The 19,121-nt window shown below is 72.8% G+C and carries 13 protein-coding genes; 8 read left to right on the forward strand and 5 right to left on the reverse strand.

The window, feature by feature from the left end; all coding sequences use genetic code 11:
- The first annotated feature begins 215 nt into the window (after positions 1-215).
- From ACXJKF_RS04930 to ACXJKF_RS04965, 8 genes are all read left to right on the forward strand, one after another.
- The gene (locus ACXJKF_RS04930) at positions 216-656 is read left to right on the forward strand and encodes a hypothetical protein (RefSeq protein ID WP_456786618.1); all 441 of its coding nucleotides are present in this window, start codon (positions 216-218) and stop codon (positions 654-656) included.
- Entirely contained in the window at positions 656-1,369 is a 714-nt protein-coding gene (locus ACXJKF_RS04935) for a CIS tube protein (RefSeq protein ID WP_456786619.1), read from the forward strand. Before ACXJKF_RS04930 ends, ACXJKF_RS04935 begins: the two co-directional genes overlap by 1 nt.
- A complete protein-coding gene (locus ACXJKF_RS04940) occupies positions 1,366-3,126 on the forward strand; it encodes a phage baseplate assembly protein V (RefSeq protein ID WP_456786620.1) in 1,761 nt (586 codons plus the stop codon). The genes ACXJKF_RS04935 and ACXJKF_RS04940 overlap by 4 nt, the downstream gene beginning before the upstream one ends.
- Positions 3,123-3,545 (forward strand): GPW/gp25 family protein, encoded by a 423-nt coding sequence (locus tag ACXJKF_RS04945; RefSeq protein WP_456786621.1) that lies wholly within the window; start codon positions 3,123-3,125, stop codon positions 3,543-3,545. Before ACXJKF_RS04940 ends, ACXJKF_RS04945 begins: the two co-directional genes overlap by 4 nt.
- Positions 3,545-5,491 (forward strand): putative baseplate assembly protein, encoded by a 1,947-nt coding sequence (locus ACXJKF_RS04950; RefSeq protein ID WP_456786622.1) that lies wholly within the window; start codon positions 3,545-3,547, stop codon positions 5,489-5,491. Before ACXJKF_RS04945 ends, ACXJKF_RS04950 begins: the two co-directional genes overlap by 1 nt.
- The gene (locus ACXJKF_RS04955) at positions 5,488-6,036 is read left to right on the forward strand and encodes a phage tail protein (RefSeq protein ID WP_456786623.1); all 549 of its coding nucleotides are present in this window, start codon (positions 5,488-5,490) and stop codon (positions 6,034-6,036) included. The genes ACXJKF_RS04950 and ACXJKF_RS04955 overlap by 4 nt, the downstream gene beginning before the upstream one ends.
- Positions 6,033-6,509 carry a hypothetical protein gene (locus ACXJKF_RS04960; protein ID WP_456786624.1) on the forward strand — a complete coding sequence of 159 codons (477 nt, stop codon included), beginning with the start codon at positions 6,033-6,035 and terminating at the stop codon, positions 6,507-6,509. Before ACXJKF_RS04955 ends, ACXJKF_RS04960 begins: the two co-directional genes overlap by 4 nt.
- 186 nt (positions 6,510-6,695) lie before the next feature.
- Positions 6,696-7,175 carry a hypothetical protein gene (locus ACXJKF_RS04965; protein ID WP_456786625.1) on the forward strand — a complete coding sequence of 160 codons (480 nt, stop codon included), beginning with the start codon at positions 6,696-6,698 and terminating at the stop codon, positions 7,173-7,175.
- Here the strand turns inward: ACXJKF_RS04965 and ACXJKF_RS04970 are convergent.
- The 5 genes from ACXJKF_RS04970 to ACXJKF_RS04990 all read right to left on the reverse strand — a co-directional run bounded on the left by ACXJKF_RS04970 (position 7,150) and on the right by ACXJKF_RS04990 (position 19,121).
- On the reverse strand, positions 7,150-8,472 hold the full coding sequence (locus ACXJKF_RS04970) for a type II toxin-antitoxin system HipA family toxin (protein WP_456786626.1): 1,323 nt from the start codon (positions 8,470-8,472) through the stop codon (positions 7,150-7,152). The two genes, ACXJKF_RS04965 and ACXJKF_RS04970, sit on opposite strands and share 26 nt — an antisense overlap.
- Complete coding sequence (locus ACXJKF_RS04975; RefSeq protein WP_456786827.1) at positions 8,459-8,749, reverse strand: helix-turn-helix transcriptional regulator; 291 nt, start codon at positions 8,747-8,749, stop codon at positions 8,459-8,461. Before ACXJKF_RS04975 ends, ACXJKF_RS04970 begins: the two co-directional genes overlap by 14 nt.
- Positions 8,750-9,010: 261 nt before the next feature.
- Positions 9,011-10,309, reverse strand: a complete 1,299-nt coding sequence (locus tag ACXJKF_RS04980; protein ID WP_456786627.1) for an ABC transporter substrate-binding protein — start codon at positions 10,307-10,309, stop codon at positions 9,011-9,013.
- Positions 10,310-10,598: 289 nt separating this feature from the next.
- The gene (locus ACXJKF_RS04985; protein WP_456786628.1) at positions 10,599-16,586 is read right to left on the reverse strand and encodes a carboxypeptidase regulatory-like domain-containing protein; all 5,988 of its coding nucleotides are present in this window, start codon (positions 16,584-16,586) and stop codon (positions 10,599-10,601) included.
- A 12-nt stretch (positions 16,587-16,598) separates the two neighbouring features.
- Positions 16,599-19,121 (reverse strand): carboxypeptidase regulatory-like domain-containing protein, encoded by a 2,523-nt coding sequence (locus tag ACXJKF_RS04990; RefSeq protein ID WP_456786629.1) that lies wholly within the window; start codon positions 19,119-19,121, stop codon positions 16,599-16,601.

Below are 19,121 nucleotides of genomic sequence, written 5' to 3' on the forward strand. Positions count from 1 at the left end.
CCGGCTCCGGAGGACGGGCACCTACGGACGCTCCGTGGAACGGCCGTGCGGGAGCCAGCGCGACGAAAGTCGGCACTCCGACGGTCGGCCTCCCCCCGGGCACCGCGGTGCGTCGGTCGACATCAGCACCCGCGACGCGCACGGCCTGGTCGCCGGGCGGCTCTGGGCAGGCGTGGTCCCCGACAGCTGCCGGACGGAACACCTCGCCACCGAAGGTGCCCGCGAGTGGGGCGAACCCGCCGCAGCTGCCGTCGTCGTGGAACGTGCTGCCGCCGCGCACGGTGGTGCGACGCTCGCCGTCCCCCGACGGTCCGGCGGTGGTGACGTCGGCCGTCGCGGACGCGCTCGGCACCGGCACAGCAGCACCCCTGACCTTCGGCGCTCCCGCCGGCTCGCCGCACGTGGTGCGGCGCTTCCACCCACCCGGTGAGGGGAATCCGGACATGAGCATCGACGACGCGTGGCGTGCGAGCTTCGCCGCGTTCGACAACTCGGGCGTCGACAAGAGCATCGAGGGCCTCCACACACCGACGGGATCGGGGTTGGGCTCCTACGACGACCCGGAGTTCCGGGAGGCGGTGCTGCGGATCGTCGAGGAGCGGCTCGAGGAAGAGACCGAGCGCCGGGCGTGGCGTCGCGGGTCGGAGGTGTTCTGATGGCTCCCCCACCAAGCCCTCCGGCAAGTCCCCCAGCGAGCCCGCCCGCGGGCAACCCGCCGTCGAGCCAGAAGGCGTTCCTGGAGACGGAGGACGGCACCAAGGTCCCGTGCCTGTTCAACCCGGCACAGCTGAAGATCACGCGCAGCAACACGTGGGCGGGCGCGGCGCTGCCGGGGCGTGGCGTGACGCGGCTGCGGTACACGGGGGCGAACTCGGGCGTGCTGCGCGTCGACCTGTTCTTCGACACCACCGACACGGGCACGGACGTCAGCGCGCACACGGGCAAGATCGTCGACCTCATGGAGGTGGACCCGACCCTGCCGGGCACGGACGAGACCAAGCACAGCGTCCGGCCGCCGTACGTGACGTTCCACTGGGGCGACCTGCACTCGTTCAAGGCGGTCATCGCGCACCTGGACCTGACGTTCACGTACTTCTCCAGCACCGGCACGCCGCTGCGCGCCCTGATGGGGCTGGTGCTGCGGCAGTACGAGGAGTCGCAGGCGTTCGGCAAGCAGAACCCGACGTCGGGGACTCCGCGGCCGCACCGGGTGCACCGGGTGCAGGCGGGCGAGACCCTCGACCGGATCTCCGCGCAGTACTACGGGGACGCGACGAAGTGGCGTCTGCTGGCGTCCGCCAACGCGATCTCCGACCCGCTCGCGCTGCGGCCCGGGTCGATGCTGACGATCCCGAAGCTCGAGTCATGACGAGCCCCGCGGTCGCCTACGAGGCGGTGAATCTCAAGATCACGGCCGAGGGTGTCGAGCTCCCCGACGCCTACCAGCTGCTGCAGGTGCGGGTGCAGCTGGGGCTGCGTGCGGTCGGGCGCTGCACGCTGGTGTTCGTCGACGACGACTACGCGATCGTGGGGTCGGGCAAGCTGAACATCGGGAAGGCGGTGTCGGTGGCCGCCGGCTACGACGACCTCCTGGGCACCGTCTTCGACGGCACGGTCACCTCGGTGGCCAGCGAGGTGGACGGGTACCGCGGCGCCACCCTGACGGTGACCGTCCAGGACCGCGGGTACGACCTGCTGCGGGACACGAACATCGAGTCGTTCACCAACATCTCCTACAAGGACATCGTGTCGCGCCTGGTCCAGGAGGCGGGGCTCTCGCTCGGGACGATCGACCTGCCGACGGCGCCGGTGAAGTACGCGCTGCGCAACGACACGGCCCTGGGCCTCATCGACGAGATCGCGCAGCGCACCGGCCGGGACTGGTGCATCGCGGGGCACACGTTCTCGATGTGGTCGGCGGTCTCGGGCAGCGCACCCGGCGCCCAGCCCGTCTCGATCACGGTGGGCATGGACGTCATCTCGTTCTCCGCCCGGCAAGTGGGCGACGGCGACACCAAGGTCACCGTGCGCGGCTGGGACCCGGTGGCGCAGTCCGCGGTGGTGGGCACGTCGACCACGCCCACCTCGCGCGCAGGATTCGACGTGAGTACCGCCGGTGCGCCGAAGTACACGCGCGTGGACGCCCGTGCGGCGACGCGCTCCCAGAGCGACGCGACGACGGCCGCCGTGGCGATCGCCGCCCGCACCGGCCGCGTCGTGGCCACCGGGAAGGTGCAGTACACCGCGCTGATGGTCCCGGGCGGTCGCGTGACGGTCGGCGGGGCCGGGCCGTCGAACGGCAACTACTACGTCCGGGAGGTCACCAACACCTGGATGGACGGCAACGCGGTGACCCGGTTCGTGGCCGGCGACCGCGACCCCGTGCAGCTGTCGGACCCGTGGGACACCACTGCGCCCGTGTCGAGCTTCCGGCGCAGCGGTCTCGCCGTCGGCATCGTCGACAACGTCAAGGACCCCGACGGGATGGGCCGCGTCAGCGTCTCGCTGGCCACCGCGTCCGACGAGGCCACCACCACGTGGGCGCGGGTCCTCGGGCTGGGCGCCGGAGCGGGACGCGGCCAGGTGGTGCTGCCGGAGGTCGGCGACGAGGTACTGATCGGCTTCGAGGACGACGACGTGACGCGACCCGTGGTGCTGGGCGGCCTGTACGGGAGCAAGTCGACCACCCCGACGGCCGCCGTGGACCAGAACGGCGCCGTGATCACGCGCGCGCTCACCAGCCGGCTCGGGCACGTCCTGGAGATGAGCGACGGCACCGCCCCGGCGACGCAGCACGTGCTGCTCGCGGCGGCCGGGCTCAAGCACAGCCTGCGCATCGGGAAGGACCGGGCGGACCTCAAGGTGCCCGACGGCATCCCGCTGAAGATCACGGCCGGCTCGTCGTTCATCGAGTTCGACGGCAAGGGCGGCATCACGATCGACGCGACGACGGTGACGATCAAGGCGAAGGCGAAGCTAGAAAGCACAGCGGCAGAGATCAGCAGCACCGCCACGGGTGCGCTGAAGCTGCAGGGCACGCAGGCGTCGCTCAAGGGCACCGGCATGGCGGCCGTCGAGGCGGGCGGCATCCTCGAGGTCAAGGGAGCGATGGTGAAGATCAATTGAGCGAGCTCTCCCCGACGCCGACGTCGGACTTCGTCGGCCGCGGGTTCACCTGGCCGCTGGGCGTCGACCACACCGGCGCCATCGCGCTGACCCGCGCGGGCGGCGACCTCGAGGACTCGATCCGGGTGGTCCTGCTGACCGCCCCGGGCGAGCGGCTCATGCGGCCGCAGTTCGGGTGCCGCATCTGGGACCTCATGTTCGAGCCCGTCAACGCCAACCTGCTGGGCCTGATCAGCGAGGCGGTCCGCGACGCGCTCGCGCAGTGGGAGCCGCGGATCGAGGTGCTGGACGTGACGCCGGTGCAGGACGCGGAGTCCTCCGGGACGGTCCAGATCACCATCGCCTACCGCGTCCGCGCCACCAACGACCGCCGCAACCTGGTCTACCCCTTCTACGTGATCCCCCGCGAGGACACCTGATGCCGCTCGACCCGCCGAACCTCGACGACCGCACCTTCCAGGACATCGTCGACGAGACCAAGCGCCTGATCCCGCGCTTCACGCCGGAGTGGACCAACCACAACGTGTCCGACCCGGGCGTCGCGCTCATCGAGCTGTTCGCGTGGGTGAGCGAGATGGTGCTCTACCGCGTCAACCAGGTGCCGGACCGCATGTACGTGCACTTCCTCAACCTGGTGGGCATCGAGCCGTTCCCGCCGAGCGTCGCGCGCGCGAACCTCACGTTCTGGCTGTCGTCCCCCGCCGACCGGGTGGTCCGGATCCCGGAGGGCACGGAGGTCTCGACGGCCCTCGACGACGCCGACGCGACCGTGTTCTCCACGGCGGGCGAGGCCGTCGTCRGCCCGCCGACGCTGACCACCGCGCACACGTCGGACGCGGCGCACCTCGCCTCGACGGACGTCTGGGACGACCTGACGCTGCCGGGCCAGTCGGCCGTGTGCTTCCCGTCGTCCCCGCTGGCCGAGGGGGACGCCCTGTACCTGGGCACCAAGGAGTCGCTCGCCGGGTTCGCGGTCCGGCTCGACCTGGCCGCCGACGCGCAGGGCATCGGCGTCGACCCCCGCAACCCGCCGCTGGCCTGGGAGGCGTGGAACGGGGAGGCATGGGTGCGGACGCTGGTGGAGTCCGACGGGACCGGCGGCCTGAACAAGGCCGGCTCCGTGGTGCTCCTGGTCCCGCAGAGGCACGAGCCGCTGGTGCTCGGCGGCACGCTCGCGCACTGGCTGCGCGTCCGCCTGCTGCGGCCGCAGCCCGGCCAGCCCACCTACCAGGCGTCGCCGCGCATCGCGTCGATCGCGCTGCAGGCCATCGGCATCACCGTCCCGGCGGAGCACGCCAGCGCGCAGCCGGCCGAGCTGCTCGGACGCTCCACGGGCGTCACCGGGCAGTCGTTCCTCGTCTCGACGACCCCCGTCGCGGCACGTCGCGACGACGAGCACGTCGTGGTCGTCGACCGCCGTGGCACGCACGCGTGGCAGGAGGTGCCGGACTTCTCCGCGTCCGGCCCGGACGACCTGCACGTCGTGTGGGACTCGAACACCGGCGAGGTGCAGTTCGGGCCCGCGATCCGGCACCCCGACGGCGTGGTCCGCCAGCACGGAGCGATCCCGCAGGACGGCGCCGAGATCCGCGTCACGGGGTACCGCTCGGGCGGCGGCGCGCACGGCAACCTGGGTACCCGGACGCTCACCGCGCTGCGCACCGCGCTGCCGTTCGTGGCGTCGGTGACCAACCTGGAGCCGGCGACGGGCGGGGTCGACGCCGAGACGCCGCAGGAGGCCAAGGCGCGCGGTCCCCTGACGCTGCGCACCGGGCAGCGGGCGGTCACCGCGTCGGACTTCGAGGCGATCGCCCGGCAGGCGTCCGTCGAGGTGGCCCGCGCGCGCTGCCTGCCGGCCGCGGAGTCGGGCTCGTCGGTGGTGCGGGTGCTCGTCGTGCCGCAGCTGCGCACCGACCCGCGCCTGCACAAGATCGACGACTTCGCCCTGTCCGACGCGCTGCGCGCGGCCGTCGGGGCGGCCCTCGACGTGCGGCGGATGGTCGGCGTGCCCATCGAGCTGGGCACCCCGTACTACCAGGGCGTCAGCGTCGCTGCGCTGGTCCGCACGCTGCCGGGCCGGCCGGCCGCGATGGTGCGGCAGCGGATCGTCGACGCCCTCACCCGCTTCGTGCACCCGCTGACGGGCGGCGCCGACCGGACCGGCTGGCCGTTCGACACCACCCTGACCGCGACCGCCGTCACGCAGGTGATCGAGGCCGTCGAGGGCGTGCTGTCCGTCGACGAGCTCCAGCTCTTCGAGTACGACCTGCGGACCGGCCGCCGCATCGGCGGCGGGCGCGAGTCGATCGTCCTCGAACCGCACACCCTGTTCCTGTCCGCCGAGCACCGGGTGGTCGTCCGATGAGCCGCGACCAGGACTGGCTGCTGCGTCAGCTCCCGCTGGGGATGGTGTCGGAGGACTTCTTCGTGCGGTTCGTGTCCATCTTCCAGGAGCAGGCCGGCACGCTCGTCGCGCACGCGGACAACCTCGCCCACCTGGCGGACCTCAGGCTCACCCCGCCGGAGATGGTCCGGTGGATGGCCCAGTGGCTGGGGCTGCCCGGGATCGACCCGGAGTACAGCGAGGCCGCGCAGCGCCGCATCCTGGCGACCGCCGCGGCGACCCTCCAGCTGCGCGGCACCACCGCGGGCCTGACCCGGCTGCTCGAGCTGTACTCGGGAGGTCCCGTGATCGTCAGCGAGGGCGGCGGCATCTTCGAGCAGGGCGAGGCCCCCGTCGGACCTGCCTGGGTGGTCATGGAGGTCCCGTCGACCGGGCTCCTGGAGGAGGCGGACTTCCTGTCCCTGGTGCTCGACGAGGTGCCCGCGCACGTCCACGCGGAGATCTGGGTGGCGCAGCGCCGCATCTGGCCGACCCCTGAGCGACTGGCCGAGCGGGAGGCGTCATGACGGACCTCGTCGATCCCCAGACAGACGGMACGATCGTCATCCCGTGCCCCGAGTGCGGCACCCCGTCGCCCGTGCACACCGACCAGCGGCTGGCCACCGACTTCTGCCCGACGTGCGACTACCCGCTGTTCTGGGCCCGCCCGTCGGTCGCGCCGGCGGGGGTGGAGGGCCGTACCGACGACGCCCTGCGCCGCGCACCCGGCGCCTCGGGGACCGCGACGCCCGCGACGCTCGCGTGCCCGGTGTGCGCCGAGCTGAACGTGCCGAACGCCGCGCTGTGCGTCCGGTGCGGCGCGGACATGAACCCGCCCGCGCCCCCGCCGCCTCCGCCGCCACCCGCGCCGCAGCCCGTCATCATCGTGCAGCCCCCGCCACCGCCCGAGCCGTGCGGGCACCCGCGCACGTGGGTCGTGGTGCTGGTCACGGCGTGGATCGTCGTCCCGCTGACGCTGCTGGTGGTCTGGCTCTTCTGAGATGCCGGCGGCGGTTGCTGGTCCCACTCAAGTCGGCGACGTGCGTGCCGATGCCTGCTGGTGACGCGCCCCTGCTCTCCGACCTGGATGTGCCGCGCCGCCGACATCTGGAGTGAACCCATGGTCGACAAGCCGGCCTACACAGAGATCACCGCGAGGGACTGGTCAGATTCGCGCCGAGTCGCGATGGGCGTGCACCCCTACGCGACCTCGTACCTGCTCGACGACGGTGGACACCTTGACGAAGTTCCGCAGCTGGAATGGACCTGGGCGAGCCCCGAACGGGTCGACGACCTGGTGACGACAGCCGACGCCATCCGACTGGTCAGTCCTCGGATGCGGGAGATCTTCGACGCACACCTCGGACCCGACGACGAGATCCAATGGCTGCCGGGCACCGTGACCCGCTCCGACGGGACCACGCTGGCGTACTGGGTCCCGCACTTCCCCGTGCACCACGACCTGCTCAACCGCGAGCACTCCACCTTTGGACCTAGCGGTCTGCCCATCGTCTACGTGCTCTCCCGCGCCAAGCTCGCCGGCCACGCCATCACGGCACTTCCCGGCAACCCGTTGACCACCGTCATCTCCGCGACCGTCGCCGACGCCCTCATCGCACTCGACGTCGTCGGCGTCGACTTCATGAACGTGCCGATCGGACCGTGAGCCGTCGTCGGGCGGGCGAACGGAACCTTMAGGCGGTGCCGTACCCCTCGAACGCGTACGGGTTCAGGATCTGGCGACCCCACAGGTAGCTGCGGTCGTCGAGGGTCAGGTCGGCTTCGTCGGCTGCGTCCGCCCACTGTTCCCGAATGGCCGCGACCTGCGAGTCGATGATCTCGCGCGCCTGTGCACCCGTCAGCCCGTACTCGGGTGCTGCCTGGACCAGGAGCGCGAACTGACTCGCACGACGCCCGTCGGCGRTGATGTCCATGGCCTGGCGTGCCTCGGTCCCCGAGCGCAGCTGTGGGCACAGGTCGTAGGCCGGGGTCAGCTCGAGCTCGGACCCGTCCCAGAACGCTGCGTGGTTGCGTGCGTGGTCGTCGATGTTGCTGATCGCGACGTTGAAGACGATCCGTTCGAACAGGGACCGCCCCGCTCTGTCGCCGTCGCGTCCGAACCGGCGTAGTACGTCGAGCACCTCGACGTAGGAGGAGTACCGCGCGCCCAGGAAGTCGTCGAACCCGAGCATCGTCAGCGCTGAGAGCATCATGCGCCGCCGCCCACCACCGGGCCGGTCGAATCGTTCGACCAGCAGGACGTCGCGCTCGAGCGAGCGGATGACCTTCGTCGCCGGCACGGGGATGCCGACGCGCCGGGCCAGCGACATCGCCACGGCTTCGGCCTTGACCACCGAGTACGTGTCGCTCGACGTCGACAGTTTCGCGATCCACTGACGTTGGCCGTCACGCAGGAGCACCTTCGGCCGAGCCCCGCCGACCGCGGTCCCGTTCACGAACGCGTCACCCAGGACTCCGGTGAGCTCACCGCGGTCCATCGCCTGCGCAGCAGCGTGCAGCTCATCCAGCGTGGCGTCCGCGACGCGCGGCACGTACTCGGTGGCGCTGCGCTGGAAGTCCAGTGCGCCGATGCGGTCCGAGCCGGACTCGAGCAGGTAGGTCAGCTTCGTCGCGTGACTCTGGTCGGCGGCGTCGCCGAATCGTCCACCGGCCAGACGCACGTTGATGACTCGTTGCCCMCACGAGTCCGGGCTGGAGTCCCACAGGCAGCCGGCCATGCCCATGGCCTCACGAGGGTCCTGCCAGCCTGCGGTCAGGGGAAGCTCCGGCCGGTACAGGCTGATCGCGTCCGCGCGATCGAGGTAGCTCCGGCCGTAGATGAACTGGTGCCGTTCGCCGACCTGGCGAACCTGACCGGCCACGACGGGTTCCTTGGCCCCGGGGAGCCACACCCACACGAAGGCGTTCGTCGGTGGTGTCGTGAGGATGTCAGAAGTCGTCATCGGCGTCGCTCCTCACCGCCGCCGCGCGGACCTGCCGAGGGAGCAGGGCAAGGGTCTCCTCGCCGCGGCGCCGCGCCAGGGCCAGGTCGTCCCCGTCCAGCCCGAACAGGTCGACCCCGACCGTGAACGCAGCGTTGAACGCCGTGCCGATCGCGCTGTGGGGTTCGCCGCGCTCCACCGCCGCGAGCGTCCGTGCATCGACACCGATGCGGCCGGCCAGGTCTGCCTGCGTCCAGCCACGCGCCAAGCGCGCGGTCTTGATCTGGGCACCGAGCACGGCCAAGGCGTCACGGGACGCACGGGATACGGCGATCGGGCGCCTCGGCACTGTCATCACCCACAATAGACTGCATCTAAGACCATCTTGGATACATTTTATTGTAGGCGGGGATACCGAAACGTCAACTGTCGCCCCTGACGGATCCTGTCGGAGGAGAGGGAGCCGGCGCCGAGGACGGGATCATCGGCATCGCGCGCGCCGAGTGCGCCGGCAGGGCCGGGCCGACGGATGTCCCTCGGCCCGGCCCTGTGGCGTGCGTCAGCCGAGTGCGTCGACCGCAGAGACGAAGGTGTCCCACTGCGCGGCGGGGTCACCCCCGTTGACGTCGACCTCCGTGATGGACGACTGGATCGCGTCGTGGATCGCGAAGTAGTTCGGGCCCTTGAACGGGGCGACGATGCCCTTGGCGCGGTTGGCCAGGATCTGGCCGGCCGGGGCGTCGTTGAAGAACGCGTTCGTGGAGCTGAGCAGCTCGTCCGAGCCCAGCGCCTCGGTCTGGCTCGGGAACGTGCCCTTGTTCTTGTAGGCCTGGAGCTGCTGCTCCGGGGCCGTGAGCCACGCGGCGAACTTCTTCGCCTCCTCGGGGTGCTTGCTCTGCGCGGGGACCGTCATGAACGAGCCGCCCCAGTTGCCGGCGCCGCCGGGGAAGACGTCCGCGATGTCCCAGCCGGTCACGCCGGCCGAGTTCTGCTCGATGACGCCGAGCATCCAGCCCGGAGCCAGCATSGTCGCGAAGCCGTCCGTCTGGAAGGACGCGGTCCAGTCCTCGCTCCACTGGCCSAGGTGWGCCGASAGGTTGTCGGTSACSGMKGCCGTGGTCAACCTCTCGTAGATGTCCTTCACCTCGGGGTTGGTGGYGGCGATGATCGTGCCGTCSTCCTCCTCGTAGGCGTTCTTGACCTGGTTGATCATGCCCTGGTAGATGSCRYYRGCAGCGTCGAAGAACGGCTTGCCCGTGGCCTCGGTGTARCGCTTGCCGAAGGCGAAGTAGTCGTCCCACGTGGCGTCGGCGCCACCGAGCTCGGCAGCGACCTCCTCACGCGTGGAGGGCAGGCCGGCGGCGGCGAGCAGGTCACCGCGGAACGCGATGGCCTCCGGGCCGATGTCGGTGCCGTAGCCSAGCAGGAYGCCGTCRGGCGTCGTGGCCTGCTGGACCTTCCAGTCGAGCCAGCGGCCGTCGAGGGCCGGGTCCGTCAGGTCGACGAACTTGTCCGGGTACTGCATGAGCTCGGGGAGGAAGTCGATCTCGATCATCTCGACGTCGGAGGTACCGGAACCCGACGCGAGGCGCGTGTTCAGGTTGTCCCGGGCCTCCTGGGCGGTGGCCGCCTTCTTGTTCTGGATCGTGATGCCCGGGTTCTCGGCCTCGTACTGCGCGAACATCTCGTCCGTGTAGCCGGGCTCGTTGAACGTGCCGAGCGTCAGCGTGATGTTGCCGCTGTCCTCGGAGCTCTCGTCGCTCGGCGTGTCGGCGTCGMCGGAGCACGCGGTGGCGAGGAGGGCGATACCCGCCACCCCCGCTGCGGTCGCCCAGATCTTGCTGCTGGTCCTGCGCACAGTGTGACTTCCTTGTCTGTCGTACGGCGTCGTCGCCGCACCCCAAGGGCACCCGACGTCCGCACGCCGACAGGGCGTGCAKACCATCGGGGTCGGGTCGTGTGACCCGGTGCCGTCACGATCTCGTCCGCAGCAAGGCGTGAACGTCCTCCCGCTGCACCTTCGGTCGCGCGCGGGGAGAAGTTGAGGATTGTGGAGGGCTGAACCGGGACGAGTTGCCGACGAGCCGGCTCCCCGCCGGGGGTGCGGCGGACTCAGCCGCCGGCGTCGTCACGCCCCGCCGGTCTCGTCACGGCGTGACGGGCGGCCCGGAGATCGAGACGTTCCCGCTCTGGGAGGCGACGAACGTCGTCGCGCCGGGGTACCGGGCCCGTACGTTCTCGGTGACCCCCGCCGCGGGCGTGTAGGTGCAGGTGGCGACGCCGGCCGTCAGCGCGACCGCCGCGCAGGTGGGGATCGCCACCGCGGCACCGGTCGCCGGGACGACCTCGAACACGACGGTCCCGGTCGCGGCCGCCGGGCTGACGGTCGCGGTCAGGACGCCGGCGGCGGCCGTGAGCCCGGTGGTCGTCGCCCGCTGGACCGTCACGCCGAGGTCCAGGCTGGCCGAGGCCGCCCACGACCCCGCGCCGGAGTACGCGACGCGCAGCGTGACGGCGCCCGTGCCCCAGCCGGCGTCGGCGGTCGCGGTGAGCGTCTGGTCGGCGCCGGTGGCCACCACGTCGGACCCGACGTCGGCCCAGGTGTTGGGGGCTGTCCGTCGCTGGAGCTGGAGCGCACCCGTGCTCACGGTGCCGCTGCCGGACGCCGGCTGGACGCGGGCGGTCACCGAGACGGTCCCACCCACGACGACCGTGGCGGCGGCGACGGTCGCGGTCGTCGTGGTCGGCCGCGCGGCGACGTCCATGGTGACCGCGCGGAACGTGGTGCCCGCGGGGATGGTGCCGCCGGTCACCGTGACCACCCAGCCGCCCGTGACGGCCGCGGTGACCGTGGCGGCGGTGTCCGGCAGGAACAGGACCGAGTCGCCGCCGCCGACGGCCACCGTCACCGGCGTCGCGGTGCCGCCCTGCGTCACGGTCGCCAGCACGGTGGCGGGCGCCCCGCTCACGCTCGACGTGGCGCGCAGCGCGAGCTGCGTCTCGCGCACGGTCACCGCGGCGGGCACCGCCCCCGTGCCGGTCGCGGGGACGTCGACGGTGCCGGTGTGCGTGCCGAGGTGCCCGGACGGGCCGGAGACCGTCACGGTCCAGGGGCCTGTGGGCACCTGGTTGAACGTCGTCGTGTAGGTGCTCGCGCCCGCGCCCGTCCGGACCACCGGCTGCGCGGCCGGTCCCGCCACGGTGGCGCTCGTCAGGCTGACCAGCGCTCCGGTGAGGTCCGTGCCGTTCGCCGACGTCACTGTCACCTGCACCTGGCGGGTCACGTCCTGGAGCACGAGGTCGACGACGATGCCCTGGCCGGGTTGCACCGCGACGGTCCGGGTGGCGCCGAGCCCGTCGACGGTCGTCGACACGGTGTAGGTGCCCGCCACCACGACGGGGAACGCGTACTGGCCGTTGGCGTCGGTGGTCGTGGTCCGGGCGTCACCGGTCTGCGGGGTCAGGGTCACGACGGCGCCCTCGACGAGGTCGAGCCGCCCGCCCGCGCGCTGGTGCTGGACCAGACCCTGGATCGACCCGGACGGCGTCGTCATCGGCACGCTGATGGACGGCGTCTCCCCCGGCGGGATCGTCACGGGCAGCGAGAGCGGCGAGTACGTGGGGCCGGAGATGTTCAGGTTGTAGGTCAGGGGTGGCACGTTGAAGAACACGTAGAGCCCGCCGGGGCAGGGGTCCGTGTTGTTGTCCGGGCCGCAGGTGGGCGTGATGGTCCGCGGACCGGTGGAGTCCAGGTAGCTGAGCTGCATCGTCAGGCCCGGCACCACGGTGGTGCCGTCGTACGCGCGGACCTGGAGCCCTCCGTTCTTCGCCGGGAGCAGGATCAGCGGCACGTCGACATCGAGGCTGCCGAGCGGTCCAACGAGCGGGTCGGGGACGGTGACCGCGGTCGCGGGCACGCTGTCGTGGCCCGGAGCCGTCGCCTCGACCTGCCAGCCACCCCCGACCAGGCCGTCCGTCACGGTGTTGCCGGTGAGGCGGTACGTGCCCGTCGAGCCGGTGGTGCCGACGAACGGCGTCCCGGCGACGCCCTGGCGCACGGCCATCTGGGCGCCCGGTAGGTCCTGCTCGAGCCCTGTGGTCAGCACGGACCTCACGACGCCCTGCACGAGGCCGAGCCGCCGCACGGTCACCAGCTTGTCGTCGTCGGGACCGTCCCCGGCGTCGAGCCGCACCGACGTGGTGACGCGCGCGTGCCCGGGCGCCCGGACCTCGACCGTGTAGTCGTCGGTGGGCAGGTCGCCGAAGTCGACGTGCGTGTCACCCGGGTGGGCCTCGCGCTGCTGCGTCGTCCCGTCCTGCAGCGTGATCGTCACGATCGAGCCCTGCACGAGCAGGGCCGGGTCCTGGGTGGTCCCGACGGTCACCCGCAGGAACCCGAACTTGCGCAGCTCGAAGACGAGGGCCTCCGGATCCGGTGCGCGAGGCATCGCGACGCCCGGGTCGACCGTGAAGGTCTGGGGCTCCAGGTCGTACCCGGGCAGCGTGGCCGTGACCGTGTAGGTCCCCGGCCGGATCAGGCGGCTGCCGGTGGGGCCGGTCGGGTCCGCGCCCTGGGCGGAGTCCGACCACACGACCGTCGGCGTCGAGCCCACCATCACGGCGGTCAGCGACAGCTGGCCGGTCCCGGGCGGCGCCGACTGGACGGCGAACCGCACGTTGCGCACGGCCTCGTCCATGCCGAGGGCGTCGAGACCCGGCACGAACGCGAGGGTCCCCGAGAAGGGCACGCCCGCGGGCGACAGGGTGATCGTCGCCAGCGCGGACGTGGGCACGTCGGCGGCCGAGAACGACTGGAAGCCGGCCGCGGTGACCGTCACGTCCACGCGCGGCTGCACCAGGGGCAGCACCATCGTGCTGTCCGGGCTGGTGGCCTCCTCGGGGCAGGCGCCACCGTCGGTGCAGATGGTGAACGCGCCCTCGATCGGCGTCGTGGCGGTGGCCGACTCGCGGACCGGGGTCAGCCCGTTGAACCGCGTGGTCCCCGTGACCGTGACGACCGCACCCCGCACGGGGGTCTGCTCGCCCGCGACGAGCTGGGTCACCACGCTGCCGGTCAGCTTGGCGACGGGCAGCGTCAGGACGATCTGGACGGGCACCTCCTGGTTGAGGCCGACGGTGACCGGGCTGGACAGCGAGCCGGTGCTGACGCCCGTCGCCGTCACCTGGTAGTCGCCCGGCTCCAGCCCGATGACCTGCGTGAGCCCGTGGACGTCCGTGTCGGGCGTGGGGGTGGGGAGCACGGACGCCGGGTCGGTCTCCACGGACGCACCGACCGCGGGCACGAGCGCGGAGCTGCCGTCCGACCGCATCACGGTGACGTTGAGCCGCCCCAGGCGGTCGAGCACCGCGTCGAACCGTTGCGACGACCCGGGCACGAGAGCGACGGCGCCCGGCGCGGCCGGCAGGTACTCGTCGTCGGCCGGCGGGACCACGAACACGGTGTACGCGCCGGCGGTCAGGCGGTTGATCTCGTACGACCCGTTGAGCCCGAGGAAGCTGCACGCCGCGCCGGTGATCTCGCACGTCGTCACACCCTTGGTGCACGGGGCGGCCGGGACGACGACATCGGGCGTGGTCGGCACGGCGATCACGCAGGTGCCGGTGGGCACGGCATCGACCCGCGCCTGGACGGTCCCGATGATCGACGGGGACCGCTCCAGCGCGACGGGGGTCGCCTCGACCACACGCCCCATCGCCACGGTGACGTTGACGTGACCGTCCTCGTACCCGGGTGCCGCGATGGTCAGCCGGTAGAGGCCGGGCAGCAGGCCCGGGTCGGTGGACGCCGGGAACGTGTAGTCCCGGTCCGGGTCCGTGTACGCGACGTACGAGCGGGTCACGCCCGCAGCGTCGGTGACGTCGCCCGTCACGGTGATCCGGCACTCCTCGCCGGGGCGGATGTTCGGGCAGTCGACCTGGCCGCCGTCGCTGGCGTCGCGCACGCCGCCGCGGATGCGGGAGGTCGCGATGAGCCCGTCGCCGGGGATCGGCGCCAGCACCAGATCCGCCCGCGCGGTGCTCCCGCTGGTCACGGTGACCTGCGCGGACCCCGGCTCGTGCCCGAAGACCGTCGCGGTGAGCACGTACTGGCCGGGGTCGATCCCGGACAGCCGGAAGGTGCCGGACCCGTCGGACGCGGCCATCGTCTTGTAGGTGCCGGTCGGTCCGTCGAGCGTGAGGCCCGCCCCCGCCAGGCCCTCTCCCCCGGTGGACGTGACGGTGCCCTCGACCACCCCGCCGACGGACGTCATCACGATGTCGAGCGGGTCGACGCCCTCGGGCCCGACGTCGACCTGCCGCGTCTGCGTCGCGTACCCGGCCCCGGAGACGGTCACCGTGTACGACGCCGGGACGGGCAGGTCCGGCAGCACGACGGTGCCCGCGCGGTCGCCCGTGACGGTGGTCGCGGTGCGCGTCACCTCGCCCGCCGACGCGGTCACCGTCAGCCCGCCCAGCCCGCCGAAGCCACCGAGCGAGTCGGTGCCGCGCACCGTCCCGGACAGGGTCGCGACCCCGCTGCGCAGCCCGAGGTTCACCGTCCGCGCGCCGTCGGCCTCCAGGCGCAGGAGCACGGACTGGGCACCCAGGCGCTCGGCCGACGCGGTGACCAGGTAGGTGCTCGGCGTGGACAGCCCGTCGACCTCCCAGTACCCCACACGCCCGCTGGTGGCGGTCCGGGTGGTCACCGTCGTCGTGCCGTCGGAGAGCGTGATCTCGACGCCGCCCGCCGCGCCGTCCGGGCCGGTGACCGTCCCGGACATCCGGCCGTTCCCGGGGACCATCTCGAGCGTGAGCGGGGCGACGGCCGCCTCCGCGCCGGTGACCAGGAAGCGCTGCGTCTGGTACCCGGGCTTCGACAGCACGATGAGGTAGCGGCCCGTCGCGGACAGGTCGGCGAACGCCCAGGTGCCCTTCTCGTCCGTCGTCGTGCTGCGGCGCTGCGAGGCCTCGTCCGTGAGCTCGACGGGCAGCGCGGTGCCCAGGACCTTGCCCGCGCCGCTCGACGGCTCCGCGGTCGCCAGAGCCATCGCGGCGGCGCGCCCCGGGGACGTCAGGGCCGCGAGCGCGACGAGCCGCCGGTCGGCGCCCGCGGCGGTCGGCGGCGGCGTCGCGGTCCCCTCGGGGGCGAACGCCGACGCGGGCGACACCTGCACCTGAACGCCCGCAGGCTCCGACCCCGTGACCTGCCCGGCGACGCGGACCCCGGGGACCAGCGGAGCCGGTGCCGGGACGGCGGGGGCCTCCTCCTCGGTCCCGCCGTCGGTCCCGCCCTCCGTCCCCCCGCCCCCCGGCTCGTCGCCGGGCTCCTTCGCCGGCTCCTTCGCCTGCTCCTGCGACCGGTCCGCGACCACCTGCGACACCAGCGGCAGCGCGGCGAGCACGGCCCCGATCCACAGCAGCGACACCATCGTGATCGCGACGGCCTTGAGCGCGGTCGACGTGAGCAGGGGCCGCAGAGCGACGGAGCCGTCGAACCGCTGCGGCGCCCGCGCCCCCGTGGCGACGACGTGGAACGGTGACCGCCGCGTGCTGCCGACCAGGCGCGGCCGCAGCGCCCGGACCTGCCCGGGGATGCGGATGGTCTGGTGCGCGGCCAGGTCCACGTCCGCGGCGTTGAGATCGACGGCGAGGTCGGCGTCGCCGAGCGCGTCGAGCCGCACCCGCACGGGCTGCTCGCCCGTGTTGGCCAGGACCACCTGGATCGGCTTCCTGCGGACCGCCCGGGAGTCCGCCGGCTCCACGCTGAGCACCAGGTCGCTGACGCCGTCGACGCGCAGGACGACGTCGACCAGGGTCGTCGCGCGTGCGGCCCCGGGGCCGCGGGCCTCGACCGCGACGACGAACGGGTAGTCGCCGGGGGCAGCACCGACGGGCGGCATCAGCGGCAGCTCGACCGTGACCGTGGCGTCCGCGGGCACGGCGGGGACGGCGACGGGCGCCGGCAGCCAGCCGCCCTCGAGGCCGATGGCGGAGAACGTGAGCTCCTGTGCCTGCGTCGTGAGGTTGCGCGCGTGCACCCGCAGGACCGCGAGCTGGCCCGGCGACGCGTGCGCGCCGGGTTCGGCGAGGACGCTGGGGGCGCCCTTCGTGGTGCGCTGCGGTGCGACGGCCACGTCGATCCTCGCTCAGTTCGTCGGGATGGACAGGTCGACCGTGAGCTGCTGGCTCGCGCTGACGGTCTGCGGGGTGGAGGTCACCAGCACGGTGCCCGACGGCGTGGTGCGGACCTCGACGATGTACTGCTCGGGGGCGGCGACGTCGCCGAACGTGTAGGTCCCGTCGGCGGCGGTGGTCGTGGTCGCGACCGGTCCCGCGGCCGTCCCGTACTGCGCCGCGAGGTACAGCAGCACGGCGCGCCCGTCCTGCACGGCGCCGCCGGCCTGCGACACCGTGCCGGAGATCGACGCGGGCGCGACGAGGACGGGGCTGAGATCCCGGTTCTGCGCCGCCGCGAGCACGACGATCGTCGAGGTCGGGCGGGTCCCGGCCCGGGAGAACGTCACCGTGTACGTCCCGGGCGGCAGCGAGTCGACGACGTACCGCCCGATCTCGGAGACCGGTGTGGACGCGGTGGTGACCACCCGCTGGGTGGTCCCGGAGCTCACCGTCACGGTCACGTTCCCGACCGGGTTGGTCACCCCGGCGGTCGTGCTCTGCCGGACGACGCCCGAGATCGTGCCGTCGGCTGCCCGCAGCGTGGCGTTCACCTGGGTCGCGCTCGGCGCGCCGGACGTCACGTTCCCGAACCCGTCGATGCTCACGGAGAGCACCTGCGACTCCAGGTCGGCGCGGGAGAACGTCACCGTGTACGTGGACGGGACGCGCAGGCCCGTCACCTGCCAGCCCCCCGCCGGCGCCGACGACTGCGTGACCGTCTGCGCCGTCACGGCCCCGTCGGTCACCGTCACGACGACGCCGCTCGGGTCGCCGCCCGGCACCGTGACCTGACCCCCGAGGCTCGACTGGTCCTGACCGAGCAGCACGGAGACCCCGGTGAGCTCCTGGGCGGGGGTCAGCGTGAGGTTGAGCGTCGCGGGCGCGAACCCTTCGGCGGTCACGACGACGGTGTACGTGCCCGGCGTCGGCAGCCCGCGCAGCGTGAACGAGCCGACGGGGTCCTCGGTGAGCGTCACCGTCTCGACGACCACCTGCCCGGCGCTCGCGACGAYCGTGGCCCCACCGACCGGGCCTGCGGCGCCGCCGACGGAGCCGGCGATGGACCCGTCGCCGGTCAGGAGCGAGAGCTGGATCCCGCTGCGGTCCTCCCCGGCGGCGACATCCACGCGCTGCACCGCGCTGGCGAACCCGGCCTTGGAGACCACCAGGTCGTACACCGCGGGCGACGGCAGGTCGGCCACCTCGAACGTGCCGTCCGCACCGATCGGGACGGTCCGCACGACGGCACCCGTGCTGCCGGTCGCGGTCGCCTCGCCCGCCTCCGGCTCGACGACGTCCGCGAGCGGCGGGATGTCGAGCGGCAGCTCCACGGTGAGCTGGGCGCCGCCGACGTCGGCCCCCGTCACGGTGCCCGACAGGGTGGCCGGGACGCCACCGACCACGACGTTCAGTCCCCCGACGGTCTGCCCGGTGGTCAGCTCGACCGGCTGCGCGTCGGGCTGGGCGACCGCCGACGGGTACCAGACGGGGGCGAACCCGGCCCCGGTCACCTGGATCGTGTACTCCCCGGCGGGCAGGTCCGACATCGCGAACGTGCCGTCCGTGCCCGTGGCCTGCGTCTTCACGGGCTGCGACGGGTCCTCCGCGCCGAACAGCAGGACCGTCACGTCCTGCGCGGGCACCCCCGTGCTCAGCTGGATCACCGTGCCCTCGACGGTCGACGTCCCCGTCTGGGCAGCCGCCTGCCGGGCCTGCGCCACCTGGATCGCCAGGTCGCGGTCGGCGGCCGACCGGCCCACCACGGAGCTCAGCGCGATGGTGATGATGAGGGCGAACGTGGAGATGGCCAGCAGGAGCCCGAGCAGCCCGAGCATGCCGCGGGACAGCAGCGGCTTCTGCACGAAGACGCCCGAGGCGGCCGGGGGTGCGTCCGCTGGTGGCGCCGCGGGACCGTCGAGCCGCAGCTCGAACGGCCGCAGCAGCGGGTCCCCCACGAACGGCCGCTTCGCGCTCGCGGCCAGTGCCACCGACGTGCTCTGGCCCGGCGCCAGGCTGAACCCGTCGGGGTCGAACGTGTACGTCGTGGCGGCCTCGGGGTCCCGCGCGACCAGCCGGGCGTGCTGGACGGTGTTGCCGTCGTTGCGCACCACCGCGGCGAACGCGGCGACCTTGCCGGCCGTCACGGTCGCGGGTTCGAGGCTCACGGTCGTGCGCGGCACGGCGGGGACGTCGATGGTGACGTCCTCGATCGCGATGGCCGACTGGTCCGTGACGTCGCGGACCTGCACGGACACGCGGCGCTCACCGGCCGGGATCCCCTCCGGCAGCGTGAGGATGATGCCGACCGACACCGACTCCCCGGGGAACAGCCGCGGAGACGGGTCCTCGATCTCCACCCACGACGGGTCGGCACCGAGCACCCGCAGCACGTACCCGGAGATGACGTCGGAGCCGTTGGTGACGACGACGCCGAGGGTCGTGGGGGTGCCGGGGGTGGCGACGGCGCGCCGCGGCTCGACCGACAGGCGCAT

It is taken from the genome of Cellulomonas sp. P5_C5 (genome assembly GCF_054049655.1).